The 25,493-nt window shown below is 71.3% G+C and carries 21 protein-coding genes and 1 tRNA gene; 8 read left to right on the top strand and 14 right to left on the bottom strand.

Annotated features, from left to right (window positions below; all coding sequences use genetic code 11):
* Window positions 1-20: 20 nt before the first annotated feature.
* From ACZ6TD_RS26625 to ACZ6TD_RS26610, 4 genes are all read right to left on the bottom strand, one after another.
* On the bottom strand, window positions 21-950 hold the full coding sequence (locus ACZ6TD_RS26625; protein ID WP_471342180.1) for a LuxR family transcriptional regulator: 930 nt from the start codon (window positions 948-950) through the stop codon (window positions 21-23).
* Between the two features lie 23 nt (window positions 951-973).
* Window positions 974-1,702 (bottom strand): helix-turn-helix transcriptional regulator, encoded by a 729-nt coding sequence (locus ACZ6TD_RS26620; protein ID WP_471342179.1) that lies wholly within the window; start codon window positions 1,700-1,702, stop codon window positions 974-976.
* Window positions 1,703-2,499: 797 nt separating this feature from the next.
* On the bottom strand, window positions 2,500-2,757 hold the full coding sequence (locus ACZ6TD_RS26615; RefSeq protein WP_471342178.1) for a LysR family transcriptional regulator: 258 nt from the start codon (window positions 2,755-2,757) through the stop codon (window positions 2,500-2,502).
* Between the two features lie 248 nt (window positions 2,758-3,005).
* Window positions 3,006-3,078: transfer RNA gene (locus tag ACZ6TD_RS26610), tRNA-Thr, on the bottom strand.
* Between the two features lie 176 nt (window positions 3,079-3,254).
* Between ACZ6TD_RS26610 and ACZ6TD_RS26605 the strand changes: the two genes are divergently transcribed.
* The 3 genes from ACZ6TD_RS26605 (at window position 3,255) to ACZ6TD_RS26595 (ending at window position 6,052) form a co-directional block, all read left to right on the top strand.
* Window positions 3,255-4,391, top strand: a complete 1,137-nt coding sequence (locus tag ACZ6TD_RS26605; RefSeq protein WP_471358041.1) for an ABC transporter ATP-binding protein — start codon at window positions 3,255-3,257, stop codon at window positions 4,389-4,391.
* A 337-nt stretch (window positions 4,392-4,728) separates the two neighbouring features.
* Window positions 4,729-5,148: a hypothetical protein gene (locus ACZ6TD_RS26600; RefSeq protein ID WP_471342176.1), complete on the top strand. Its 420-nt coding sequence runs from the start codon at window positions 4,729-4,731 to the stop codon at window positions 5,146-5,148.
* Window positions 5,149-5,251: 103 nt separating this feature from the next.
* A complete protein-coding gene (locus ACZ6TD_RS26595) occupies window positions 5,252-6,052 on the top strand; it encodes a nucleotidyltransferase family protein (protein WP_471342175.1) in 801 nt (266 codons plus the stop codon).
* 97 nt (window positions 6,053-6,149) lie between these two features.
* Here ACZ6TD_RS26595 and ACZ6TD_RS26590 read toward each other — a convergent pair whose 3' ends face one another.
* The 6 genes from ACZ6TD_RS26590 to ACZ6TD_RS26565 all read right to left on the bottom strand — a co-directional run bounded on the left by ACZ6TD_RS26590 (window position 6,150) and on the right by ACZ6TD_RS26565 (window position 13,116).
* Window positions 6,150-7,904, bottom strand: coding sequence for a DoxX family protein (locus ACZ6TD_RS26590; RefSeq protein WP_471342174.1), 1,755 nt, complete (start codon window positions 7,902-7,904; stop codon window positions 6,150-6,152).
* A gap of 419 nt (window positions 7,905-8,323) precedes the next feature.
* The gene (gene rlmB / locus ACZ6TD_RS26585) at window positions 8,324-9,274 is read right to left on the bottom strand and encodes a 23S rRNA (guanosine(2251)-2'-O)-methyltransferase RlmB (RefSeq protein WP_471342172.1); all 951 of its coding nucleotides are present in this window, start codon (window positions 9,272-9,274) and stop codon (window positions 8,324-8,326) included.
* Window positions 9,275-9,420: 146 nt separating this feature from the next.
* On the bottom strand, window positions 9,421-10,818 hold the full coding sequence (gene cysS, locus ACZ6TD_RS26580) for a cysteine--tRNA ligase (RefSeq protein WP_471342170.1): 1,398 nt from the start codon (window positions 10,816-10,818) through the stop codon (window positions 9,421-9,423).
* 219 nt (window positions 10,819-11,037) lie between these two features.
* The gene (gene ispF / locus ACZ6TD_RS26575) at window positions 11,038-11,529 is read right to left on the bottom strand and encodes a 2-C-methyl-D-erythritol 2,4-cyclodiphosphate synthase (protein ID WP_471342168.1); all 492 of its coding nucleotides are present in this window, start codon (window positions 11,527-11,529) and stop codon (window positions 11,038-11,040) included.
* Window positions 11,519-12,313: a 2-C-methyl-D-erythritol 4-phosphate cytidylyltransferase gene (gene ispD / locus ACZ6TD_RS26570; RefSeq protein ID WP_471342167.1), complete on the bottom strand. Its 795-nt coding sequence runs from the start codon at window positions 12,311-12,313 to the stop codon at window positions 11,519-11,521. Before ispD ends, ispF begins: the two co-directional genes overlap by 11 nt.
* Window positions 12,314-12,633: 320 nt before the next feature.
* On the bottom strand, window positions 12,634-13,116 hold the full coding sequence (locus tag ACZ6TD_RS26565; protein ID WP_009716930.1) for a CarD family transcriptional regulator: 483 nt from the start codon (window positions 13,114-13,116) through the stop codon (window positions 12,634-12,636).
* Between the two features lie 632 nt (window positions 13,117-13,748).
* Here ACZ6TD_RS26565 and ACZ6TD_RS26560 point away from each other — a divergent pair.
* Window positions 13,749-14,456, top strand: coding sequence for a DUF461 domain-containing protein (locus tag ACZ6TD_RS26560; protein ID WP_471342166.1), 708 nt, complete (start codon window positions 13,749-13,751; stop codon window positions 14,454-14,456).
* A gap of 139 nt (window positions 14,457-14,595) precedes the next feature.
* Here the strand turns inward: ACZ6TD_RS26560 and phoP are convergent, their stop codons facing one another.
* Both phoP and phoR read right to left on the bottom strand, forming a co-directional pair.
* The gene (gene phoP, locus ACZ6TD_RS26555) at window positions 14,596-15,276 is read right to left on the bottom strand and encodes a two-component system response regulator PhoP (protein WP_037960596.1); all 681 of its coding nucleotides are present in this window, start codon (window positions 15,274-15,276) and stop codon (window positions 14,596-14,598) included.
* On the bottom strand, window positions 15,273-16,568 hold the full coding sequence (phoR, locus tag ACZ6TD_RS26550; protein ID WP_471342164.1) for a two-component system sensor histidine kinase PhoR: 1,296 nt from the start codon (window positions 16,566-16,568) through the stop codon (window positions 15,273-15,275). Before phoR ends, phoP begins: the two co-directional genes overlap by 4 nt.
* Window positions 16,569-16,889: 321 nt before the next feature.
* Between phoR and phoU the strand changes: the two genes are divergently transcribed.
* From phoU to ACZ6TD_RS26530, 4 genes are all read left to right on the top strand, one after another.
* Entirely contained in the window at window positions 16,890-17,567 is a 678-nt protein-coding gene (gene phoU / locus ACZ6TD_RS26545; protein ID WP_451638399.1) for a phosphate signaling complex protein PhoU, read from the top strand.
* A gap of 420 nt (window positions 17,568-17,987) precedes the next feature.
* The gene (locus tag ACZ6TD_RS26540) at window positions 17,988-18,218 is read left to right on the top strand and encodes a hypothetical protein (RefSeq protein WP_413799976.1); all 231 of its coding nucleotides are present in this window, start codon (window positions 17,988-17,990) and stop codon (window positions 18,216-18,218) included.
* A 457-nt stretch (window positions 18,219-18,675) separates the two neighbouring features.
* Window positions 18,676-22,842 (top strand): nSTAND1 domain-containing NTPase, encoded by a 4,167-nt coding sequence (locus ACZ6TD_RS26535; RefSeq protein ID WP_471342163.1) that lies wholly within the window; start codon window positions 18,676-18,678, stop codon window positions 22,840-22,842.
* Between the two features lie 250 nt (window positions 22,843-23,092).
* A complete protein-coding gene (locus ACZ6TD_RS26530; protein WP_471342161.1) occupies window positions 23,093-24,016 on the top strand; it encodes an FkbM family methyltransferase in 924 nt (307 codons plus the stop codon).
* Window positions 24,017-24,028: 12 nt separating this feature from the next.
* Here the strand turns inward: ACZ6TD_RS26530 and ACZ6TD_RS26525 are convergent, their stop codons facing one another.
* Together ACZ6TD_RS26525 and ACZ6TD_RS26520 are read right to left on the bottom strand one after the other, a co-directional pair.
* Entirely contained in the window at window positions 24,029-24,643 is a 615-nt protein-coding gene (locus tag ACZ6TD_RS26525) for a dihydrofolate reductase family protein (protein ID WP_471342159.1), read from the bottom strand.
* A 90-nt stretch (window positions 24,644-24,733) separates the two neighbouring features.
* Window positions 24,734-25,492: a glycosyltransferase family 2 protein gene (locus tag ACZ6TD_RS26520; RefSeq protein WP_471342158.1), complete on the bottom strand. Its 759-nt coding sequence runs from the start codon at window positions 25,490-25,492 to the stop codon at window positions 24,734-24,736.
* Between the last annotated feature and the right edge of the window lies 1 nt (window position 25,493).

The following is a 25,493-nucleotide window of genomic DNA, read 5'->3' as shown; positions in this document are numbered from 1 at the left end:
GCCGTTTCCGGCCATCATCGTCATGGCTTCGGCGGATCCTGGGACGGTGTCATGGGCAGCAGGCCCAATTCCGCCGCCCGTACCCCCGCCTGAAACCGCGAGTTGGCCCCCAGCAACGCCATGATTTCGGCCACATAGCGGCGGTATGTGCGCACGGAGACCGCCAACTCGCGGGCCGCGACCTCATCGGTGGCCCCCAGCCGCAGCCGCTCCAGGATCGGCCGCACCAGTTCGCCGCGCGATCGCTCGCCCAGCTCGATGCGCTCGCTGACCGACAGCGCGGTCCGCCAGATGCCGTCGAACAGCGTCTGGAGCGTCTCGATGACGCCCGAGTCCCGGAGGGTGGAGGCGCGTCGGCCCGCGGCCGAGTCCGCGCACACCAGCGCGGCCCGGCCGTCCACGATGAGGGCGGCGAGCAGCGGGATGCGCGCCACCCGGACCTCCAGGGAGTTCCCGTCCCGCACATGCCGCTGTACGAAGCCCCAGTCCACGGTGTTCTGGGCGCACAGCATCCGGGTGCGCACGGTGTCGCCGCCCGACCGCAGCCAGCCGTCGAGCGCGCCGTGCAGCACGTGCACATGCGCGGCCTCCGCCGCCAGCACCACGTCCACCCGTTCCGTGGCCGTGCGCAGCAGGTCCTGCGCCGCGGCGTGCACTTCCTTGTCGTCCGCCTCGACGGCCGCGACCCATGAGTTCCGCAGTTGCCGGTCGCGGTGTTTGACCACCGTGGACTCGATGAGCGCGCGGACCGCGAGGAGTTCCTCGGTGATGTCGTCCGCAGGGTGCCCGCCGTCCCCGGAGTCCCCGGGGTGCCCGTCGTCCCCGGGATGCCCGTCGTCCCCGAAGTCCCCGGGATGCCCGTCGTCCCCCGGGTGGCGGGGCCCGTCGTCCCCGTCGTCGTCATCGTGCTGTCGCTGGACCCCGGCCCCCGCCGGTGTGGGAACCCTCATTGCCCTCACCCCCGTGAATTCGCTCAATCCACCAGCTCGCGGCCCGATTGGGCGAGCAGCCCGAGCTCGACCGCGCGCACGCCCGCCTGGAAGCGGGAGCTCGCACCCACGTCACGCATGATCGTCGCCACATGGCGGCGGTAGGTGCGCAGCGAAATCTGGATCTTCTTGGCCGCGACGTCGTCGGTGTGCCCCTCGCTGAGCCGCTCGAGGATCACCCGCATGGAGTCCGAGCGGAGCCGCTCGGCCAGCCGCAGATGTTCGTGCACCGGCATCGCGCTGCCCCAGGCCCCGGCGAACATCAGATACAGCGCGCGCACGGAGGCGAGGTCGGTGTTGACGGTGGCGTAACGGCCGTCGCGCTCGGGCCCGGACCGCCCGAACGCCGCCTTGCCGTCGACGATGACGGTCCCGTGCAGCTCGGCGTCGGTGACCCGGACCTCGAAGCCCAACTGGCCCGCGCGCACCGCGGCGAGGATGCCATGGGGCACCGCGAGCACCTGCGGGGTGCACAGCAGCCGGACGGTGACGCCGGACTTGGCCACCGCGGCGAACCGCCCCATCATCGCGAGCATCGGCTTGGCCCGCTCCAGGGCACCCGGCACGATCACGCTGACGCTGTACTTGGCACCGGCCAGCAGACGCCCGACGGCCTGCGCGACCGCCACGCCATCGGTGACGAGCACCATGGGCGAGGGCTGTGGCGGAATGGAGCGGTGCAGGGTCACCGCCGATTCGATGAGCTCGCACACCTGCTTGAGCGTCTCTTCTACGCCGTCGGATCTTCCACTCGAATTCGACAGTTCTGACATGACTCCCCCATCGGTACGCGACAGACCTGCCGCGTACCCGTCGATGAACGCCGAGCGGCCGCACGGCCGAGCTGCGGCCGCATGACGCCCGACGATTTCCCCAGCGTTTTAATCCCCGAATGACACGGGCATCGGAACTGCCCGCTCCCCCCTGCATCGCCGTACATTCACGTACGTTCAAGTGCGCGTTAACCAGCGTGCGTTCTCTCCGGAAGGCCGCCCCCCAGGCCGTGCGGCGGCGAGATTAGTTCGCTGGCCGCGCCTCAGTCAACGCATCATAGTTGATAACGTTCGGATAAATCGGCCACGTCAGGAGCGGAAACCGACCCGGCTCCGCATCCGGACCACGGGATTGACATCAAGTTGCACATCTGCCCGGAAACGCAGCTCGGACGATCACCCTCCGGGTGCGCAACGCAGCGGTAGGGGCACGGTGCGCAATCACGACGGCGCCCGATGGCCGCTTGCTGTCAGCTATGTGCCCACGCCGCCCCGACACGGTCCGCTATCCCCGCCCATCCTACGCCAACGCCACGAACTCCCTGGTCACTTGGGGTTTCACCGCGCCCTGCGGCGCACCCCGCACCAGACGGCCCCGCCCCAGTTGTGACGCGCTTTACACCGATGACAGCGCTGTCCATGCACGGGTGCGGACACGGCGCAAGGGGGCGATCCAGCCCGTACCGGCCGAGACCGGCCCACCGGGTACGCCGCAGGGCTTCCGGTGACAAGCCGCCTCAGGCCGCCGCACACGCGTCCTTCATGTCATCAATGAGCGCCAGCACGGCCCGTACGGACGGCAGAATCGCACGCCCCGCCTTGGTCAACTGAGTACCCGTGGAGTCCCGCGTGAAAAGCCGCACACCCAAGGCTTGTTCAAGACACTTGATCTGGTAGCTGATGGCCGGCTGTGAATAATCAAGTGCCCTCGCCGCCTCATCCATGCGGCCGATCTCGGCGATGGATACGAAGGCACGGAACTCACGCTCATGCATTTCTTCCCCCTGATATCCGTGTGCAGGCCATATCAACGGATCGAATCCGGATCGGCAACAGCGGATGCAGGAAGCTGCAAGGGCCAACATGATCAACCCATGTGCCCGGACGGACCCCGGACCGCCCCCGCCGCTCGACCGGCACACCCCGTCCCGCGCCACCGGCCCACGGCCCCGGGGACCTGCCCCCAGGCCGCCGCGGCGAAGAAAAAACCGCAGAGTCACATGGGTGACCTGCGGTTTCGCAGAGCCGACTGTCGGGTTCGAACCGACGACCTTCGCTTTACAAGAGCGGTGCTCTACCAGCTGAGCTAAGTCGGCGTCCCCTGCAGTGTACCCGGCCCCCGGGTGTGATCCGTTCGAAAATTCTGGGGTCCCGGCTAGAGACATGGCCGCCCTCGCCGGTATAGCGTCACGCCAATCCACCTCCGGTGGACTAGACCCCTCCTTTACTCGGATCGTCCGGCACGTTCCTGCCGGTGAAGGGACAGATCACCATGGCCACCGTCACGTACGACAAGGCAACCCGGGTGTACCCGGGCACCGAGAAGCCCGCTGTCGACCAGCTCGACATCGGCATCGAGGACGGCGAGTTCCTCGTCCTCGTCGGCCCCTCCGGCTGCGGGAAGTCGACCTCCCTGCGGATGCTCGCGGGGCTGGAGGACGTCAACGGCGGGGCCATCCGGATCGGGGACCGCGATGTCACCCATCTGCCGCCGAAGGACCGGGACATCGCCATGGTGTTCCAGAACTACGCGCTGTACCCGCACATGACCGTCGCCCAGAACATGGGCTTCGCGCTCAAGATCGCCGGCGTCAACAAGACCGAGATCCGGCAGAAGGTCGAGGACGCGGCGAAGATCCTGGACCTCACCGAGTACCTCGAGCGCAAGCCGAAGGCGCTGTCCGGTGGTCAGCGGCAGCGTGTGGCGATGGGCCGGGCGATCGTCCGGGAGCCGCAGGTGTTCCTCATGGACGAGCCGCTGTCCAACCTGGACGCCAAGCTGCGTGTGCAGACGCGTACGCAGATCGCCAGCCTCCAGCGGCGGCTGGGCATCACGACGGTGTACGTGACCCACGACCAGGTCGAGGCCATGACCATGGGCGACCGCGTGGCGGTGCTCAAGGACGGTCTGCTGCAGCAGGTCGACTCGCCGCGCAACATGTACGACCGCCCCGCCAACCTCTTCGTCGCGGGCTTCATCGGCTCGCCCGCGATGAACCTGGTCGAGGTGCCGATCACCGACGGCGGTGTGAAGTTCGGCAACAGCGTCGTGCCGGTCTCGCGTGAGGCGCTGAGCGCCGCGGCCGACAAGGGCGACCGTACGGTCACCGTGGGCGTCCGGCCCGAGCACTTCGACGTGGTCGAGCAGAACGGCGGCGCCGCCCAGGGCCTCACCAAGGCGTCCGACGACGCCCCGGCCGGTCTCGCCGTCACCGTCAACGTCGTCGAGGAACTCGGCGCCGACGGCTACGTCTACGGCACCGCCGAGGTCGGCGGCGAGGTCAAGGACCTGGTCGTCCGCGTGAACGGGCGCCAGGTGCCGGAGAAGGGCGCGCAGCTCCACGTCGTGCCGCGGCCGGGTGAGACGCACGTCTTCTCGACCTCGTCCGGGGAGCGGCTCAGCGACTGAGGCCGCGGGCCCGTCAGTTCGTCCCGAGTCAGTTCGTTCCGAATCGGTTCATTCCTACGGCGCCGCTCGTCCGCTTCCCGCGGACGGGCGGCGCCGTCGCGTTGGGGTGGGTGCGGGGTTGGCGGCGTTGTTGCGTTGTCGATAAATTCCCCGGCATTTCGAGCATTTCGACCCCGAGCGTCAACCCTCCGAACGGCAAGAGGGGGTTTCCGTCACCCGGGTTGGTGACGGAATGTCGCCAAATCGTCGCTCCTCGCTACGATCACCGCGTACCGCAGTTCCGTACCGCAGTTCCGTACAACCCACTCCGTACCACCCACCCGCGAGGAACCACCCCGTGAACCACGCAGCCCGCCGCATCGGCAGAACGCTCGCCCTCGTCCTCCCCGTCGTGCTCGTCCTCTCCGGCACCCTCGCGGTCACCCGCGTCCCCTGGGCCTCGCCGAGCGCCGAGTCGCAGATCCTCACCGCCTCCTCCGACCGGGCGTCCACCCACGCCACCCACCGGGCGCCGCATGAGCTGCTGCGCGACCGGCTGCTCGCCGAGCTCCAGGAGAAGAACCCCTCCGTGGCGCTCACCCACCTCCAGGTGGCGACGGCCGAACGGCCCTCGCTCGCCAAGCACTGCGCCTCCATCGCCCGTGCGCTCGGCCGCGCCGCGGTCGCCAAGTACGGCGGTGTGAGCCGCGCCCAGGCGTACGCACGGCCCGTCTGCGACACCTCGTTCGCGTCCGGGATCACCCAGGCGTACCGCTGACCGCGTCCCCCGCCGTACCGTCGGGGCTCTCCCCGCCCTTCCCACCCCCGTTCCCGCTCCGGCTCCGCCTGTGGCGGTCCCCGCACCGCATATGGTGCGGTTCATGAGCGATGACGACGAGCGCAGGCCCGGGCATCACCACCAGACCGCGCGCCCCACACAAGCCGTCGTCCTGGCCGGAGGCCAGGGCTCACGGCTGCGTCCGTACACCGACGACCGCCCCAAGCCGATGGTCGAGATCCCGGGCACCGGGACTCCGATCATCGGCCACCAGTTGGCCTGGCTGGCCGCCGAGGGCGTCACCGACGCCGTGGTCTCCTGCGGCCACCTCGCCGCCGTCCTCCAGGACTGGCTCGAGTCGGCGGAGCTGCCGCTGCGGGTGAAGACCGTCGTCGAGAAGGAGCCGCTGGGGCGCGGCGGCGGCCTGAAGTTCGCCGCCGCCAGGCTCCCGGAGCCCGACCAGCCCTGGTACGCCACCAACGGCGACATCTGGACCCGCTTCTCGCTCCGCGACATGGCGGACTTCCACGACGAGCGCGGCGCCACCGCCACGCTCGCCCTCGCCCGGCCGCGCATTCCGTGGGGGGCGGTGGAGACCAATGAGTTCGGCCACGTCCTGGACTTCATCGAGTCGCCGCCCTCGCCGTACCTCATCAACGCGGGCGTCTACGTCTTCTCCGCCGCCTTCACCGCGCTGCTGCCCGACCGGGGCGACCACGAGCGCACCACCTTCCCGCGCCTGGCGCGGGAACGTCGGCTGGCGGGCTTCCCCCTCCCTCAGGGCGCGTACTGGCGCGCCATCGACACCGCCAAGGACCTGACCGAAGCCGCCAAGGAACTGGCCGCCGGCCCCCCACCCCACGGCCACGGCCCCTTCAACACGACCCCTGTGCCACACGGCTGAGCCCGGATGCGCCGTGCGGCGCCGGCGGGGTTGGGCGCGGATGGGGAAGCCGTCGTGGGCGTCGGTGGGCGCCCTGGCGCGGGGAGCGGGAGCGCTCTCAGCCGAGGAGGCCGCCCAGGGCGGCTTCCTCGGAGGCTGGGTCGCTGTAGTTGTACGTGTTGTCCTCCGGAGGGCCGCCCTCCGGGCCGCCCGCGGACAGGCCGCCGCCGGCGCCGCCCAGCGAGGACGGGCCCGGCGCCGCCGGGGCGAGGGGGTGGCGCGGGGAGCGGGGGGTCGTCCCCAGGCCAGGGCGGGGCCTGGACGCGCCGCTGGGGCGGCCGGAGGTGCCGGACGCCGAATCCGCCGCGCTCGGCACCCCGGACGAGGACGTCGAGGCCGAGGAGTCCGCCGCGGACGGCTCGGGGCGGTGCGACAGCCGCTCGCGCGGCGACGGCGCACCCGCCGTTCCGTCGCCCGTGCCCGCCGTCCCGCGCTGCCCGCCGCGCGGGCTCTCCGCGGGCTTGCTGGGCAGCGGCGAGCCGGGGAGGTTGTTCGTCGGCATATCGCTCGGTTCCGGCGCCTTCACGACCTCCGAGGACCGTACGGCGGCACCCAGCATCGAGCCCACCAGCAGCGTCAGCCCGGCGACCACCATCGCCATCACGCCGCCGCGGCGCAGCACCCGGCGCCGCAGCTCCCACAGCCCGGCCCGGGGGCCGAGCCGCCGCCACGCCTCGCCCGCGAGGCGGCCGTCCACCGAGTAGACCGGCGCGCCCGCGATGATCAGCGGGCTCCAGGCGGCGAGGTAGATGATGTCGGGCGCGTCGTAGACCGGCACCGTGCGCCAGCTCACGGTGACGATCAGCGCGGCGGACAGCAGCGCGCCGAACGAGGCGGCCAGCCGCTGCCACAGCCCGAGCACGGTGAGCACCCCGACCACGATCTGCAGGAACGCCACGGTCAGCCCGGCGCCCACCGGATGGTCCAGCGCCAGGTCGCGCAGCGGCTCGGCGATCGGCCAGGGGTGCAGCCCGCTCAGCCAGGTGACCATCGAGCCGCGCTCGCCGCCGTCGAAGTAGACGGGGTCGGAGAGCTTGCCCATCCCGCCGTAGATGGAGATGAAGCCGAGGAAGATGCGCAGCGGGAGCAGGACGACGCCGAGGTTCATCCGGCGCCCGGGGTAGTAGGCGTGGCGTACGGACTCGGAGTGGCGGCGCGGGCGCGGAACCGCGGCGCGCCGCGACTCGTCCCGCTCGCCGTCGAGGGCGCCCGGCCGTCCGGAGGACGCGCCGCGCCGCTCCGCCCCGGCCGCCCTGGCCACCGCGCTCGCCCCACGCGCTCCGCCCCCTCCGCCCGCTGCGCCCGCCTCGTCCGGGCGGCCGTCCGCGCCCGGACGCCGCCGCCCGCCGGACGACCGGGGCACGCTCTCCGTACGGGGGGTGCGCGGGCCGATGACCGTGGGCGCCGTGTCGTCGTCGAAGGCGATCCGCGGCAGCACCTGCGTGGCGCCCACGTCCTCGGCGGCCTCGCCCGCCCGGGAACGGCCCAAACCATCGTTCAGGCCATCGGACAGACTGTCGGTCGGACCCTCGGAGGAGTACCGCACGGCCTGCAGCAGCCGGGTCGCCGCGGTGTCCCCGCCGGGGCGGGTGCGGCCGCTCCACACCACGGGCGGCCGACGCCGACCGGGGGTCGGGACGCGGGTGAGCCGGGCCGTGTCCGTCAGCGTGTTGCTGACGACCGGGACCCTGAGCTGCACCCGGAAGCTCGGGGCATTGACGGCGACCTGCGCCGGATCGCACGGCACCTTGGCCATGGTCAGCTGTGGTTCGTCGTCGAATCCCCCCGCGCGTCCCGCCAGGGGCGAAGGCATGCGGGCTTTTCTGGTCTCCACGCCCAACTAACCGAGTGACGGACGGGAAAGACACTGCCGGGGACGTCCCGATCTGTCCGAGGCCCGTCAAGATCATCGGCCGGTGGGCCGTCACGGACCGGGGCACACGCACAGCCCGACCCACGCCTGACCCACGCGGGGTCAGGCCCGGGTCACGCCCGGGTCAGGCCCGCAGGACGGCCTACCGGTCCCGCCTCACGGCGTTACCGGGCCCCGCACCACAGCCGCACCCGACCCGGCATCACGCCCGTGACCAGCCCCGCCCACGCCCAGCGGCGTACCGCTCACGCCCGCCTCACGCCCAGCGGCGTACCGCTCACGCCCGCCTCACGCCCAGCGGCGTACCGCTCACGCCCGCCTCACGCCCAGCGGCATACCCCCGCCCAGCGCCGTACCGCCTACGCCCGGCGGCGTGCCGCCTCGTAGAGGACGACGCCCGCCGCCACGCCCGCGTTCAGCGACTCCGCGCCGCCCGGCATCGGGATCCGCACCCGCAGGTCGCAGGTCTCGCCCACCAGCCGCGAGAGCCCCTTGCCCTCGCTGCCGACGACGATCACGACCGGGCCGTCCAGCACCTCGAGGTCCTGCAGCTCGACGTCGCCGTCCGCCGCCAGTCCGACCACCGTCAGGCCCGCCTTCTGGTAAGCCTCCAGGGTCCGGGTGAGGTTGGTCGCGCGGGCGACCGGGGTGCGGGCGGCGGTGCCCGCGGAGGTCTTCCAGGCGCCCGCGGTCATCCCGGCCGCGCGCCGCTCCGGTACGACCACGCCGTGGCCGCCGAAGGCGGACACCGAGCGGACCACCGCGCCCAGGTTGCGCGGATCCGTGACGCCGTCGAGGGCGACGATCAGCGGGTCCTCGCCCTCGTCGAAGGCGGCCGCGCTCAGGTCCTCCGGGTGGGCGTACTCGTACGGCGGCACCTGGAGCACCAGGCCCTGGTGGTTGAGGCCGTTCGTCATCCGGTCCAGCTCGGCCTTCGGCGCCTCCATGAGGTGGATGCCGCCGCGGTCGGACGCGACCTTCAGCGCCTCGCGCACCCGGTCGTCGCTGTCGATGAACTGCTGCACATACAGCGTGTTCGCCGGAACGCCCTCGCGCAGCGCCTCGACCACCGGGTTACGGCCCACCACCAGCTCGTTCGAGCCCTTGCCGCCGCGCCGCGGGACGGGGCGCTTGGCGGCCTGGCGGGCGCGGGCGTTGGCCATCCGCTGCTTGGCGTGGCCCTTGCGCATCTCGGCGGGCGGGGTGGGCCCCTTGCCCTCGAGGGCGCGGCGCCGCTTACCGCCGCTGCCGACCGTCGCGCCCTTCTTGTTGCTGGTACGGCGGTTCCTGCGCTGGCTGTTGCCGGCCATGAATGTCACCTGTCTCTTCACTGCTCAGCGCTGCTCGGCAAACGGCAACGGAAGAACGTCGAACGTCACACGCGTCTACGGTCGTACGGTCGTATGTACGGTCACAAGTGTGCCGCCCGACGCAGCGGGCGGCACAAACAGCCAGGTCAGCGGGTGCCCAGCTCCCAGCGCGGCCCGGACGGGGTGTCCTCGATCACCAGACCCGACTGCTGGAGCTGATCGCGGATGGCGTCCGCCGTCGCGTAGTCCTTACGGGCCCGCGCGGCCTGCCGCTGCTCCAGGACCAGCCGGACGAGGGAATCGACCACGCCGTGCAGATCCTCACCGCGGTCCGAACCGCCCGTCCAGTGCTCATCGAGCGGATCGAGGCCCAGCACGCCCAGCATGGCCCGCACCTCGGCGAGCCGGGCGACCGCCGCCTCCTTGTCGTCGGCGGTCAGGGCGGAGTTCCCCTGGCGGACGGTGGTGTGGACGACCGCGAGCGCCTGCGGCACCCCGAGGTCGTCGTCCATCGCCTCGGCGAAGGCGGGCGGCACCTCGGCGGCGGGCTCCACGTTCCCGGCCTTCTCGACCACGCGCTGGACGAAGCCCTCGATCCGCGCGAACGCCGACTCGGCCTCGCGCAGGGCCTCCTCGCTGTACTCGATCATCGACCGGTAGTGCGGGGTGCCCAGGTAGTAGCGGAGCACGATCGGACGCCAGCGCTTGACCATCTCGGAGACCAGCACCGAGTTGCCGAGCGACTTGCTCATCTTCTCGCCGCTCATGGTCACCCAGGCGTTGTGCGCCCAGTAGGCGGCGAAGTCGTCGCCGAACGCCTTGGCCTGCGCGATCTCGTTCTCGTGGTGCGGGAAGATCAGGTCGACGCCGCCGCCGTGGATGTCGAAGGCGCGCCCCAGGTACTTGTGCGCCATCGCCGAGCACTCCAGGTGCCAGCCGGGACGGCCGCGCCCCCACGGGGTCTCCCAGCTCGGCTCCCCCGGCTTCGCCGCCTTCCACATGGCGAAATCGCGCGGGTCGCGCTTGCCGGTCTCGCCCTCGCCGGAGGGCTGGCGCAGTCCGTCCAGATCCTGGTTGGAGAGCTTCAGATACTCGGGGAACGAGCGCACGTCGAAGTAGACATTGCCCTCGGAGGCATAGGCATGACCCCGGTCGATCAGCTCCCGCATCATCTCGATCATCTCGGGGACATGACCGGTCGCCCGCGGCTCATAGGTCACGGGCAGGCAGCCGAGGATGTCGTACGCCTGGTTGAAGGCGCGCTCGTTCTCGTAGCCGATCGCCCACCAGGGGCGCTTCTGCTCCGCCGACTTCGCGATGATCTTGTCGTCGATGTCCGTGACATTGCGGATGAACGTCACGTCATAGCCGCGGTGGGCGAACCAGCGGCGCATGATGTCGAAGTTCAGCCCCGACCTGATGTGCCCGATGTGCGGGGCGGCCTGCACGGTGGCACCGCACAGGTAGATCGAGACGCAGCCCGGCCTGAGCGGGGTGAAGTCACGGATCTGCCGGGCGCTGGTGTCGTACAGGCGAATAGTCACGCATCAAGGGTAGTGGGAAGTGAACGGTGCCCCGCGCGCCTTCCCCCACGGGGACACAGAAGCGTGACACTCGGGACGCGGGTGACACTCCGGGCGCACCCGCGCGCCCCCTGACCGCCGGAACGCCGACGCCACCGCCGGAGCACCCGCGCGCCCCGTACGCACTGCCGGTCGCCCCGTACGGACTGCCGGTCGCCCCGTACGGACTGCCGGTCGCCCCTACCGCCGGAACACCAGCGCCGTCGCGATCGCCGCGAGCCCCTCGGCGCGGCCGGTCAGGCCCAGCCCGTCCGTGGTGGTACCGGACACCGAGACGGGGGCGCCCACGGCCGCCGTCAGCGCCTTCGTCGCCTCGTCGCGCCGTTTGCCGATCTTCGGGCGTACGCCGATCACCTGGATCGCCACATTGCCGATCTCGAAGCCCGCGCCCCGGACGATCCGGGCGGCCTCGGCGAGCAGTGTGGTGCCGGCCGCGCCGGACCACTCGGGGCGGCCGGTGCCGAAGTGGGCGCCGAGATCGCCGAGCCCGGCGGCGGAGAACAGCGCGTCACAGGCGGCGTGCGCGGCCACATCGCCGTCGGAGTGCCCGGCGAGTCCGTACTCCTCGCCCTCCCACAGCAGCCCGGCGCACCACAGCTCACGGCCCTTCTCGAAGGCGTGCACATCCGTACCGATGCCCACCAGGGGGAGCATCGCCGCGTCAGAAGCCATCGTTCGCCCTCCTGCGGGCCAGGACCGCCTCGGCCAGCACCAGGTCCAGCGGCCGGGTCACCTTGAACGCCTCCTCATGGCCGGGGACGACCACGACCTCGACGCCGAGCCGCTCCACCATGCCCGCGTCGTCCGTGGCGCCCTCGCCCTCCAGGGCGATCTTCTCGTGGGCGGCCACGAGCGTGGCGCGGTCGAAGCCCTGCGGGGTCTGGACGGCGCGCAGCAGGGCGCGCTCGGGAGTGCCGACCACCGGCTCGGGCTCACCGGCCCGCTCCCCGGTGCGCGGCTCGACCTGCTTCACGGTGTCGGCCAGCGGCAGCGCCGGGACGACGGCGGGCGACCCGTCCCGTACGGCGGCGGCGACCGCGTCCACCGTGTCCACGGGCACCAGCGGCCGCGCCGCGTCGTGCACCAGCACGGTGGTGACGGTCTCGGGGACGGCGGCCAGCCCCTTGCGCACCGACTCCTGGCGGGTCTCGCCGCCGGGCACGACGACCACCTCGGTGGTGTCGCCGAGGCTGCCGCTCAGCGGATACGCGTCCAGCAGCCGCCGCACCTCGTCGGCGCCGTCCGGCGGGGCGACCACGACGACGAGGGAGACGGAGCGGGATCCGGCCATCGCCCGTACGGCGTGGACGAGCATGGGCGTGCCGCTCAGCGGGCGCAGCGCCTTGGGGGCGCCCGGGCCCAGCCGCACTCCGCGGCCCGCGGCGGGGATCACGGCGGCGGTGCGGGCGGTTCGCCCGGACGCGCCGGAGCCGCCGTGATCCGGTGTTGCGGACATTGAGTTGGCGTTCAGGTTTGCTTCCTCAGCCGAGATGGGTATGGCCACAGCGTGCCGGGCGCGATGCCCCGACCGGCCCCTTCCGTGACGACTGGTCGAGCCAGCTGCCCGGGCCCGGCACACCAACACCGCGCACCATGCGCGCGGTGGCGCATCGGCACCAGGTGCGATGGACCGGGGGCTCAGAGATCGCTCGGGGGATTGAGGAGATCACTCAGGGGGTCGACGACGTCCGGCACGTACACATGCCGCAGCGCCCGGCGACAGACGATCAGCGGGAATTCACGTCTGAGTCACTCGGGCACCACGGCATTGATATGTCAGGACGCGAGAACCTCGTCGAGCAGGGCCTCGGCCTTGTCTTCGTTGGTGCTTTCGGCGAGGGCGAGCTCGCTCACCAGGATCTGGCGGGCCTTGGCGAGCATGCGCTTCTCACCGGCGGAGAGTCCGCGCTCACGCTCTCGGCGCCACAGGTCACGCACGACCTCGGCAACCTTGATCACATCGCCGGAGGCGAGCTTCTCGAGATTTGCCTTGTAGCGACGGGACCAGTTCGTCGGTTCTTCCGCATACGGTGCACGCAGCACCTCGAAGACCCGGTCCAGCCCGTCCTGGCCGACCACATCACGCACACCGACGAACTCCGCATTGTCCGCCGGCACACGAACAGTCAGGTCACCCTGAGCGACCTTCAGCACCAAGTAGGTCTTGTCCACGCCTTTGATCTGGCGAGTTTCGATGGCCTCGATCAGCGCGGCCCCGTGATGGGGATAGACCACGGTGTCGCCAACCTTGAACGTCATGTGACAGGTACCCCTTCCGTGGCTATCCAGGGTAACACGGGAACGCCTTCTTCTGAATGGCGTTTTCGCAGGTCAGGGCATATCTCGGGGCTTGACAAGTGCGGCAGGGACGTGCTGCACGAGGTCGGCGGAACCGGGTATTCGCAGGTGGGAGCGGCTGTCCGGGCACCCCGAAACCCACCCGTTACGCGTCGGAAGAAGCCCGGACGAGTGGCCGTACGTCCCGTTTTGCCGGAGTCCAGTCGATGGACTTCCGCTACTCCGTTCGGATCAGGAGCGGGGGATCCGGCCCCGATTCACGAATTGATCACAGAGTTGATCACGCAGAGTGGATCAACTCTGTGATCAATTCTCGGACATGCATGGATTCCTTACCGATAATCTCCCGCGCGACCGGTCGAGCCGATATTCGGGACTTCGGGACGGCGCCGTACGGACCGCGTAACGCACGCGGGAAGCGCGCCGGAAGCCCGCCCGGACCACGCCCGGACCACGCCCGAACCGGCAGCACACGGGCGTGCCGCCCCGGGGCCGATCGCCTTGGGGCGGGTCGGGTGCGGGCCGAAGAGGGCGGATCGGTAATCTAAGCGCGCTGATCCAACCTTTACCTCGTCCTAGGAGATGCCGCCGCCGTGAGCAGCAGCCTTCGACGCGGCGCCCTCGCCGCAGCCGCCATCGTGGTCTCGGTCGCCCCGCTCTCCGCCTGCGGAGCCGGGAACGACGCGCAGACGCTGGGGGTCAAGCCCGACAACGCCGCGACGTCCGTCGGGGACATCAAGATCCAGAACGCCACGGTGGTGACCCAACCGGACCGTACGGCCAAGGGCCCGGCCGTCGTCACCGGCCGGATCTTCAACAACGGGAAGAACGACCAGACCGTCAAGGCCATCACCCTCCCTGGCACCAGCGCTCGGGTGAAGCTCTCCCCGGCCAAGGGCAAGGGCCCGGTCGTGGTCCCGCACGGCGGCTCGGTGGCCTTCGGCGGCGCGGGCAACGCCTCCGCCGTCATCAGCGACGGGCGCGAGGCCACCCAGGACGGCAACGCGCAGCGGGTCGTCTTCGACCTCAGCTCGACCGGCAACGTCCCGATCACCGCGTTCGTGGTCCCGGCGAAGAGCTACTTCAAGGGCTGGGGCCCGACCGAGCTGCCGACCGCCAAGCCGTCGGGCTCGGCGACGCCCGGCGGCAAGCCGAGCGGTACGCCCACTGGCACCGCCACCGGTAAGCCCAGCGGCACTCCGACCGGCACGGCGAGCGGCCGGCCGGGCGGCGAGGAGAGCAGCGGCACCCCGAACGGCATCGCCTCCGGCGAGCCCACCCCGAACGGCGGCGGTCACTGAGTCACTGAGACCCGTCGGCGGGTCTGGGCGGGTCACTGAGACCCGCACAGGCATGCGCGAGGGCGGCCCTGGACCTTTCCAGGGCCGCCCTCGCGCATGAGCCGCCTGCTACGGCTCGGTCCGGGGCTCAGGCCCGGTTTTACGGCTCGAACTTGTAGCCCAGACCCCGCACCGTCACCAGGTACCGAGGCGCGCCCGGGTCCGGCTCGATCTTGGCCCGGAGGCGCTTGACGTGGACGTCGAGGGTCTTGGTGTCGCCCACGTAGTCCGCGCCCCAGACGCGGTCGATCAACTGCATACGGGTCAGCACCCGGCCCGCGTTGCGGAGCAGCATCTCCAGCAGGTCGAACTCCTTCAGCGGGAGGTCCACCTTGCCGCCGCCGACCGTGACCACGTGCCGGTCGACGTCCATCCGCACCGGCCCGGCCTCCAGGGCGGCCGGGGTGACCTCCTCCGGCTCGCCGCGGCGGCGCAGCACGGCTCTGATCCGGGCGACCAGTTCGCGCGAGGAGAAGGGCTTGGTCACATAGTCGTCGGCGCCTATTTCCAGCCCGACCACCTTGTCGATCTCGCTGTCCTTGGCGGTCACCATGATCACCGGGACATTGGACCGGCCGCGCAGCTGGCGGCAGACCTCGGTACCGGGCAGGCCCGGCAGCATCAGGTCGAGCAGCACCAGGTCGGCGCCGTTCCGCTCGAACTCATCGAGGCCCTCGGGGCCCGTAGTCGCGATGGCGACCTCGAATCCCTCCTTGCGAAGCATGTACGACAGCGCGTCGCTGAACGATTCCTCGTCCTCGACGACCAGAACTCGGGTCACGGAAGGACCTCCGGGGCAGAGAGTGGTTCATTGGTGAAGGTCTCGTACGGCCGACCGTGGTCCTCGCCATCGAGGTCTCCGGTGTCGTACGACTCGCTCGACTCGCCCGTCTGGCTCCGCGAGCGGTCCCGGTCCCGCGCCGCACCGGCTTCCGGGAGTCTCAGGGTGAAGGTGGAGCCCTGTCCCTCGGCGCTCCACACAGTGACCTCCCCGCCGTGCGAGGCGGCCACATGCTTGACGATGGCGAGCCCGAGCCCGGTCCCGCCGGTCTGCCGCGAGCGAGCCGGGTCGACCCGGTAGAAGCGCTCGAAGATCCGCTCGCGGTCCCTCTCGGAGATGCCTATGCCCTGGTCGGTCACGGCGATCTCGATCAGGTCCCCGCCGGTCGCGGGGATGCGGCGGGCGGCGATGCCGACGCGGGTGCGGGCCGGGCTGTAGTTGACCGCGTTCTCGACGAGATTGCCGAGCGCGGCCGCCAGCTGGCCGCGGTTGCCCCAGACGTGCAGATCGGCGGTGCCGCCCGTGGCCATCGTGATCTGTTTGGTGCCCGCCTGGTGGCGGCACCGGTCGATGGCCTCGGCGACGAGCTCGTCCACCCGGACCGGCTCGGCGTCCTCCAGCGGGTCGTCGTTCTGCACCCGGGAGAGGTCGATGAGCTCCTGGACCAGGCTGGTCAGGCGGGTGGCCTCGACCTGCATCCGCCCGGCGAAGCGGGTGACCGCCTCCGGGTCGTCGGACGCGTCCATCACGGCCTCGGACAGCAGGGACAGCGCGCCGACCGGGGTCTTGAGCTCATGGCTGACGTTGGCGACGAAGTCGCGTCGTACGGCCTCGATCCGGCGGGCCTCGGTGAGGTCCTCCACCAGCAGCAGGACCAGCCGGGAGCCCAGCGGGGCCACTCTGGCGGAGACCGCGAGCGCGTCGCCGCCCCGGCCGGTGCCGCGGCGCGGCAGATCCAGCTCGATCTGCCGGATCTCGCCGTCCCGCCGGGTGTCGCGGGCCATCGCCAGCATCGGCTCGACGGCCAGCTTGCCGCCGCGCACCAGGCCCAGCGCGTACGCGGCCGAGCTCGCCTTGACGACGGCGTCCGCTTCGTCGAGGACGACGGCCGAGGAACGCAGTACTGACAGCACGGTGTCCACGCCGGGCGGCAGCACGGCGTCGGTATGCAGCGACGAACGCGTAGGCTTCGCCTGTTCACGCTCGCTCCAGCGGAACGCCAGCATGGCGATGACGCCGGTGCACAACCCGGCGAGCGCCGCCACTGCGGCGATCGCCGCGTTCACGTTCATGCGTCCAGGTTATGCGGGCGGCGAGACCCCTCCACAGCCCCGTGACGATCCCCTCGGTCAGACGTTGCCGAGAGTTCACCGGGGAGTCGGTATCGGTTCACTCCGGACGTTTCGTCGAGCGGGTGTCACACGGCGGAGCCGGGGCCGCGTTGCCGAGAGTTCACCTTGGAGTCAGGTGTGATTAACGCCCGATGCCGGAAGCGGACGCGTTTCGGCCGGAGCGTGGAAGTGTGGGGCCCCGGGCATGAGCCACGGAGAACCGCCAGAAACCTGTCAGAGCCTGTCAAAGATCGTCACCGAGAGTCGTGAAAGAGGTCAGTGATGCGGGACGCGTACCACGAGGAGCTTGATTCGATCGGGGACGGCCTGGTCGATATGGCCCGGCTCGTCGGTTCGGCCATCGGCCGTGCCACCACTGCCATTCTCGACGCGGACCTCAAGCTCGCCGAGAGCGTCATCGCCGCCGATGAGAAGGTCGATGATCTGCAGCGGGATCTGGAGGGACGGGCGATAGCCCTGCTCGCCCGGCAGCAGCCGGTCGCCACCGATCTGCGGATCGTGGTGACCAGCCTGCGGATGAGCGCCGACCTGGAGCGCTCCGGCGACCTCGCGCAGCACGTCGCCAAGCTGGCCAGGCTCCGCTTCCCGGACTCGGCCGTACCGCACGACCTGCACGCCACGATCCTGGAGATGGGCCAGCTCGCCCAGCGGCTGATGGCGAAGGCCGCCGAGGTCATCATCACCAAGGACGTCGACCTCGCGCTCCAGTTGGAGCAGGACGACGACGCCATGGACACCCTGCACCGCGCCCTCTTCCAGCACCTGATGGACGACCGCTGGAAGCACGGCATCGAGACGGCCGTGGATGTCACGCTGCTGGGCCGCTACTACGAGCGGTTCGCGGACCACGCGGTCTCGGTCGCCAAGCGCGTGGTCTACCTGGTCACCGGTGAGCACGCCGACGAGATGTCCCCGCAGGGGGACGTCGAAGGGGCGTGAGCGTCGAGGGGGCGTGAGCGGCTACGGGGCGTGAGCGGCTGCGGCGGTGTGCTTCGAAGCGCCGTCGACGCGCCCCTGCGCTCGGCCGCCGGGTCGTCGGCACCATGAGCAGCAGGTGACGTGACCCCTCCCGAGGAGGAGACGCATGGCGGACCTCTCCAAGCCCGAACCCGCTCCGACCCACCCCGTCGGTGCATGCGGCTGCGGCTCGGGCTGCGGCTGCGGCTGTCAGTCCGGCGGCCCGTGCCAGTGCGGCGGCAACTGCGGCTGACTTCGGCACGATCGATACGACCGACACAACCGACACGACGGAGGGCCTGGGACCGGCGACCGGTCCCAGGCCCTCTCGCGTGGGCCTCGGTTTCGTCGATGCGTCCCGCCCGAGGTGCGGTCGGCGCCGGAAGCGGCGAGCCTGGTCCTATGGAGGACAAGACCCCGGCCCCGCCTCGCGTCGTGGTGGACGAACCGCTGGACGGCCGCCGCCGTGTGCTGATCGACGGCGCTGACGTCGGAGTGGTGGTGAGCCCGGACGAGCTCCGGCGGCTCCTGCACCGCGCGGGCGTGATGGAAGAGGACGCGCCCCTCGACAGCCCCGAGCTGATCGAATGGAACGGCGGCGGCCCCGACGACTGGCCCGCCGCACCCAGATGACGTAGCAGGGACGACAGAGACGTAGCAGAGACGACAGAACCGCCACAACGTCCGGCGCCGGTCCCTCCCCTCGTGGGGACCGGTGCCGAACGCTGGAGCGGTGCCGATCCGCGCCGTACCGGTGCGGATCAGGGGGCCGGATCCGTGGTCGACGCGACCGCCGTCCCCGATGGGACCGGCTTCACGGATCTCCGGGGCTCACGCGACGCGCCCGCGACCGCCGTCTCGTGACCGCGACGAAAGCTGACCGAGAACATGCGGTGCCATGGGTTGTCTCTCCGTGCGCTGAGCTGATGGCCTTGCTGGACGGCTCGTGGTGGATGCGCTATCGCGGCATGATCCTGCCAGTTGTGCCTCCCACCGAGGAGGTTCCGGTCTCACGCTGCCGGTTTCTCCGCTGGTCAGCCATATAAAGTGAGTTTTCCGGTCCGGATGTCCAGCGCGGGGGAAGTAAGGAGTGGAGACCTTGAGTTCCGACTCGGGGGCACGCATAGCCTTCGCGGAACGCCTCGCGCTGCTGTACAGGGAGGCCGGTAATCCTCCCCTCAAGAGCGTGGCCGAGGCGGTCGTCCGACTCCAGCGGACCGATGAGCGGGGGCGTCCCGTACGGGTCTCCGCCCAGCGGATCAGCGACTGGCGACGAGCGAAGAACGTGCCCGCCCAGTTCGCCGCCCTCGCGGCCGTCCTGCACGTCCTGATACCCGACGCACGGCGCTCGCGGCCCGCGCCGGTGTCCCCGGGCCTGTACGACATGGCCCGCTGGCAGCGGCTGTGGGAGCGTGCGCTGGCCGATCCGGTCGGCGAACGCCCCGCGCCGGCCGCGGAAGAAGAGGACGGGCCCCCGGCCGAGGGCCCGGCGGTCCCCGGCGGCGTATGCCCGTACCGGGGCCTGGCCTCGTACCGCCGGCAGGACGCCCGGTGGTTCTTCGGCCGGGAGCGGAGCACGGACGCCCTCGTCACCCAGTTGCACGCGGCGGAGAAGACGGGCGGCCTGGTCGTGCTCGTGGGCGCTTCGGGGGCGGGGAAGTCCTCGCTGCTGAACGCCGGCCTGGTGCCCGCGTTGCGCACCGGGGCGCCGGGCGACGGGGACGGCCGGGCGAGGGGCGTGACTCAACTCGTGCCGGGCGGCGACCCGCTCGCGGAGCTGGCCCGCCATATCCCCGAACTCGCGCGCGTGGTCCCCACGGCGGACGAGTCGGCGGCGGACGAACCGGAAACGGACGCGGACGAACCGGCGGCTGACGGCCCACCAGCAGACACACCGACAGCCGCCGCCCTGCCGAGGGACAAACCGACAGCAAACGATCCAGCCGCGTACGAACCGGCCGCCTATCAACCAACCGCACACGAACCGGCCGCCGAACCCGGCACCCCGCAATTCGCCCACGCGGTCCGCGAGGCCGTCACCGCGTGGGCGGACCGCGAGACGCCGTCCTCCGACGCCCGCCCCGTCGTGATCGTGGATCAGTTCGAGGAGGCGTTCACGCTCGGCTCCGACGAGGCCGGCCGGCGCACGTTCATCCAGCTCCTCCACGCCGCCTGCACCCCCGCCGCCCCCGGCGAGCCGCCCCCCGTGCTCGTCGTCCTCGGCATCCGCGCCGACTTCTACGAGCTGTGCCTGGGCTACCCCGAACTGGCCGACGCGCTCCAGCACCGGCACATGGTGCTCGGCCCGCTGACCACCGCCGAGTTGCGCGAGGCGGTGACCGGCCCGGCCAAGGCCGTGGGCCTGGAGCTCGAGCCCGGGCTCGCGGAGCTGATCGTCCGGGAGGTGAGCGCCGACGGCCCCCGTGGGACGCATGACGCGGGCGTACTGCCGCTCCTCTCCCACGCCCTGCTCGCCACCTGGCAGCGGCGGAAGGCCGGACGGCTGACCCTGGCCGGTTACCGCGCGGCGGGCGGCATCCAGGGAGCGGTGGCGGCGACCGCCGAGCGGGCCTGGTCCAGCCTCGACTCCGAGGCGCGCACCGCCGCGAGGCTGCTGCTCCTCCGGCTGGTCCGGCTGGGCGAGGACACCCAGGCCACCCGCAGGCGGGGGACGCGGCACCAGTTGGCGAGGGAGTCGACGGACCCGGGCAAGACGGAGGAATCGCTCGAAACGCTGGTGCGCGCCCGCCTGGTGACGCTCGACGCCGAGACCGTGGAGATCACCCATGAGGCGCTGCTCCACGCCTGGCCACGGCTGCGCGACTGGATCGACGAGGACCGCAACGACCATCTGGTGCGCCAGCGGCTGGAGGAGGACGGCCGGTCCTGGGAGGGCTCGAACCGCGACTCGTCCCTGCTCTACCGGGGCTCCCGGCTGGAGCAGGCCCACACCTGGGCGAAGACCGCCGGCGGCACCTATCTGACCCGTAGCGCGGTGGAGTTCCTGGCCGCTTCGGTGAGGCTGCGCAGGCGCACGGTGTGGCTCCGCCGTGGCGCGGTGTCGGCTCTGGTCGTCCTGGCGGTGCTGGCCGCCGGTACGGCGGTGGTCGCGTGGCAGCAGCGGGACGACGCGGTGTTCGAGCAGGTGGTCACCGAGGCCGATCGCTTCCAGAACACGGATCCGTCGCTGTCCGCCCAGCTCGCCCTGGTGGCCCACGACTTGCGGCCGCACGACGAGGCCACCAGGAACCGGCTGCTGTCGGTGGTGAACGCGCCGCTGGCCACGCCGCTGCACGGCCACACCGGCGCCGTCTACCTCACCTCGTTCAGCCCGAACGGGCGGCTGCTGGCCACCGCCAGCTACGACCGGACCGTCCGGCTGTGGGACGTCAAGGACCGGACCCGCCCCAAACCGCTGGGCAAGCCCCTCACCGGCCATACGAGCTGGGTGAGCAGTGCGGTCTTCAGCCCGGACGGCGACACCCTCGCCAGCGCGGGCGACGACGGCACGATCCGGCTGTGGGACGTACGGGACCCCCGCCGTCCGCGCCCGCTCGGCGCGCCCCTCTCCCACCACGACGGCACCATCTATCTGCTCGCCTTCAGCCCGGACGGGCGCACGCTGGCCACCGCCACGGAAAATCGCGTGGTGCGCCTGTGGGACATGAGGCGCCCGGAGCGGCCCAAGGCGATCGGCGCGCTGACCGGCGCCACCGCCGCCGTGCGCTCCGTGGCGTTCAGCCCCGACGGGCGGACGCTGGCGGCCGGTGGCGACGATACTTCGATCAGGCTGTGGAACATGGCCGATCCGCGCCGTCCGAAACGGATCGGCAAGGTGCTGACCGGCCACAAGGATCTGATCCACTCCGTGGCGTTCAGCCCGGACGGCCGGACCCTCGCCAGCGGCAGCGCGGACAACACCATCCGGCTGTGGGACGTCGGCGATCCGCGTCACGCGGAGCCGCTGGGCTCGCCGCTCACCGGCCACATCGGCCCCATATGGTCGGTGTCCTTCAGCCCGGACGGATCCATGCTCGCCGCCGCCAGCCAGGACAGTACGGCGAGCCTGTGGAACGTCAGCGATCCGGCGTATCCCTCGCAGGTCGGCGAGCCGCTCGCGGGCAGCAGCGGCGAGATGTACGCCCTGGGCTTCAGCCCCGACGGGCGGACCCTCGCCACCGGGAGCGGCGACAACACGGTCCGGCTGTGGTCGATCCCGACGTCGGACATGGTCGGCCGGATGGGGGTGTTCCGCCCGGACGGGCGGGTGCTCGCCACGGCCGGGCGCGACGAGAAGGTCCGGCTGTGGAACGTGGACGATCCCAACCGGCCGGTGCCGCTGGGCGAACCGTTCGTCCCCGGGGAAGGCTCGGTGCGGGAGCTGACGTTCACCCCGGACGGCCACACCCTCGCGATGATGACCGGAGACCGCCAGGTGCGGCTGTGGAACGTCACCGAGCCGACCCGGCCCGTCCCGTACAAGCCGCCCCTCCCCCTGCGGACCCGGTTCGCGGGCGCGCTGGCCTTCACCCGGGACGGGCGCATGATGGCGACCGCGTACAACGACAACACCATCCAGCTGTGGAACGTCAGCGACCCGTCGCATGTCCGCCGGCTCGGCAAACCGCTCACCGGCCACCGGGGCTACGTCAACACCCTCGTCTTCAGCCCGGACGGCCGCACGCTGGCCAGCGGCAGCGCGGACAACACCATCCGGCTGTGGAAGGTGACCGACCCGCGCCACGCCACCCCGCGGGGCAGGCCGGTCACGGGCCACCTCGGCCCCGTCAACGCGCTCGTCTTCACCCCGGACGGCCATACGCTGGCCAGCGGCAGCGACGACAACACGGTCCGGCTCTGGGACGTCACCGACCCCGGCAGGGTGACCCGGCTGCGCTCCCCGCTCACCGGCCACACCGACGCGATCGTGTCGCTGACCTTCAGCCAGGACGGCAACACGCTCGCGAGCGGCGGCAACGACAACGCCGTCCGGCTGTGGGACGTCACCGTCCCCTCCAGGGCCACATCCATCGGTCAGTCGCTCAGCCCCAACGCCAAGACCGGCAATTTCCTGTCGTTCAGCCCCCACAGCCGGATGCTCGGGGTGTCCAGCGGCGCGGACACGGTCCGGCTGTGGAGCCTGGACGTGGACGAGGCGGTGCGTCGCATCTGCTCGATGACGCGAGGTGTGCTGACCCCGGAGAAATGGGACGAATACCTCTCCCGGCTCTCGTACGCGCCTCCGTGCGGTCGGTAACGACGTTGCGCGAACGTTGCGTGATCGCGGTCACAACTGCTCACCGCAAGGGAGGAGTCGGCCTCCCCACCCCGGCGACCGCGTTACTCTTAGGTACAGCCCGACCGCTGGTGCATCCCCCGTCGCCAGCGGTCGGGCGCTTCCATGTCCGGGCATGTCCGGGGCATGTCCGGGGGACACTGGGCACCGGTGCGGCGCGACAGCGAACGGGACCGCACCGCAAGAAGACACCTCCCCACCTGGAGACCCCGTGATCCGCAGGCTCGACCAGGCCGCTCTCGACCTCGGCCGCGAGTACGTCCGCCACGCGCCCTGGAGCGCCGGGAAGCGGGCCCTGGTCGAGCGCCACCTCAACGCCGCCCTGCGGGACCGCCCCCTGCACCGCCTGGCCCGTACGCGCTTCGGCGCCACCTTCGCCGTCGACACCCAGGACCTCATCCAGCGGTACCTCTACCTCTTCGGCGTCTGGGAGCCGCATATGACGCGGTGGCTCCAGCGCCGGCTGAAGCCCGGGGACGTCTTCGTGGACGTCGGGGCCAACATCGGCTACTACAGCGTCCTCGCCTCCCGCCTCGTCGGGCGGAGTGGGACGGTGGTGGCGATCGAGGCATCACCGACGTTCCACCAGCTCCTCCAGCGCCACGCGCGGCGCAATGACTGCACCAACATCCGCGCCCTCAACGCGGCGGTCTCCGACCGCGACGAGTTGCTGACCTTCATCCTCGCCAGCTCCCGCAACATGGGCGCCAACAGCGTCGTCCCCTACGACGGCCCCGCCGAGTCCACCTTCGAGATCGCGGCTCAGCCCCTGCCCGCCCTCCTCACCGAGGGCGAGATCGCCAACGCCCGGGTCATCAAGATCGACGTGGAGGGCGCGGAAGGCGGCGTGGTCCGCGGCCTCGTCCCCCTCCTCGACACCCTGCGCCCCGACGCCGAACTGACCGTCGAGGTCACCCCCCAGCGCATGTCCGACCTGGGCGACTCCGTCGAAGACCTGCTGACCGCCCTCAAGGACCACGGCTTCCACGTCTACCGCCTGCCCAACGACTACGCGGCGGGCAGCTACCCCGACGCCCTGCGGCGCCCGCCGGAGGTTCCGGTCCGCTGGCGGGGGCCGGTCACGGAGGAAAGCGACCTGGTCTTCTCGCGGGTCGACGCGGAGACCCTGCCCTGAGGGCTCGGGCGCCTACTGGTCGTCCTGGGGCAGGTGGGTCTTGGCGTCCTCGTAGGTGGCGTCGGCGGTGTGCTCGGCCGGGGCGTAGACGAGGTGCAGCACACCGGTGCTGAACGTGGCGGAGGAGAGCAGTTTCAGCGGGATCGTGGTCTCGCCCTCCTCGAACAGCCGCATGCCCTTGCGGACGGCGATCGGGTGGACCAGCAGGTGCAGCTCGTCCAGCAGGCCGTGCGCCATGAGCTGCCGGACCACCGAGACCGAGCCGCTGAGGGCGATGTCCCCGCCCGGTTCGTTCTTCAGCGCGGTGACGGCGTCGGCGAAGTCGCCCTTGAGCTGCTCGGAGTTCCGCCAGGTGAAGCTGAGGTCCTGGCGCGACAGGACGATCTTGCGGGCGTCGCCGAGCTTCTTGGCGAAGTGGGCGTCCTCACCGCCCGCCGCCTCGCGGTCCGGCCAGGCTCCGGCGAAGCTGTCGTAGGTCTTACGGCCGATGAGGAGGGTGTCGGCCGCGCCGAGACTCGCGTCGACGGCGGCGCCCATCTCGTCGTTGAAGTAGGGGAAGTGCCACTGGTCGGGCGCCTCCACGACCCCGTCGAGCGAGATGAACAGACTGGCGGTGATCTTCCTCATGATGCCCCTCCGTGGGATGCGGTCGGTGAGCTGTTCCTCCTCTCAGACCGGGGAGGCCACGCAAACTCATCGGTGGTGGCGAGCGGGTTTTCAGCGGGTGTCGTAGCGCCAGCCGTCCATGGCGGCCAGGACCCGGGCCCGCGCCTCGACCACCGCGAAGCGTGCCGCGCGCTCGGCCGCGTCGGTGTGGGCGGACTGGCTGGTGACCTGGCCGGGCCACTTGCGGTACAGCAGACCGGTCTCGGCGGTGAACCAGCCCCGGCTGACCGCGTTGAGGGCCATGAGGAGGCCGGTGTCCTCGGAGGCGGGCAGTGCCATCCAGCCGCCGAGGGCGAGGAGCAGGTCCCGGCGTACGAAGAGGGTGGCGGGGTGGACCTGGGCGCGGTGGTCGTTCGCCCTCCAGAATTCGAGGACGGCGCCGCGTGCGATGGGCCCCTGCGGCGGGTCCCCCTCGAAGCCGACGGTGGAGCCGTCCGGCAGCAGGTCCAGGGCGCGGGAGGTGGCCCAGCCGAGATCGGGGTGGTCGGTGAGCGCGCGGAGGTCGCGGGCGAGGGCGCCGGGGGTGAGCATGTCGTCGGCGTCCAGCACCTTGACGTACGCGCCCTCGGCGCGGGAGAGCCCCATCGTGCGCGCCATCGCGGCCCGGCCGGCCCGGCCCTGGCCGAAGCTGACGCGGGCGTCGTCGGGGACGTAGGGGCGTACGGCGTCGGTCTCGCCGTCCTCCTGGATGATCCACTGCCAGTCCCAGCCGTCCGGCAGCTCCTGCTCGCGCAACGACGTGTGGGCGTCCGGCAGATGGACGGCGCCGGGGGCGTGGACCGCGGTGATGACGGTGATGGTGTTCGGCATG

This window comes from Streptomyces yongxingensis (assembly GCF_055597465.1).
This window is presented reverse-complemented; position numbering and strand designations above follow the sequence as displayed.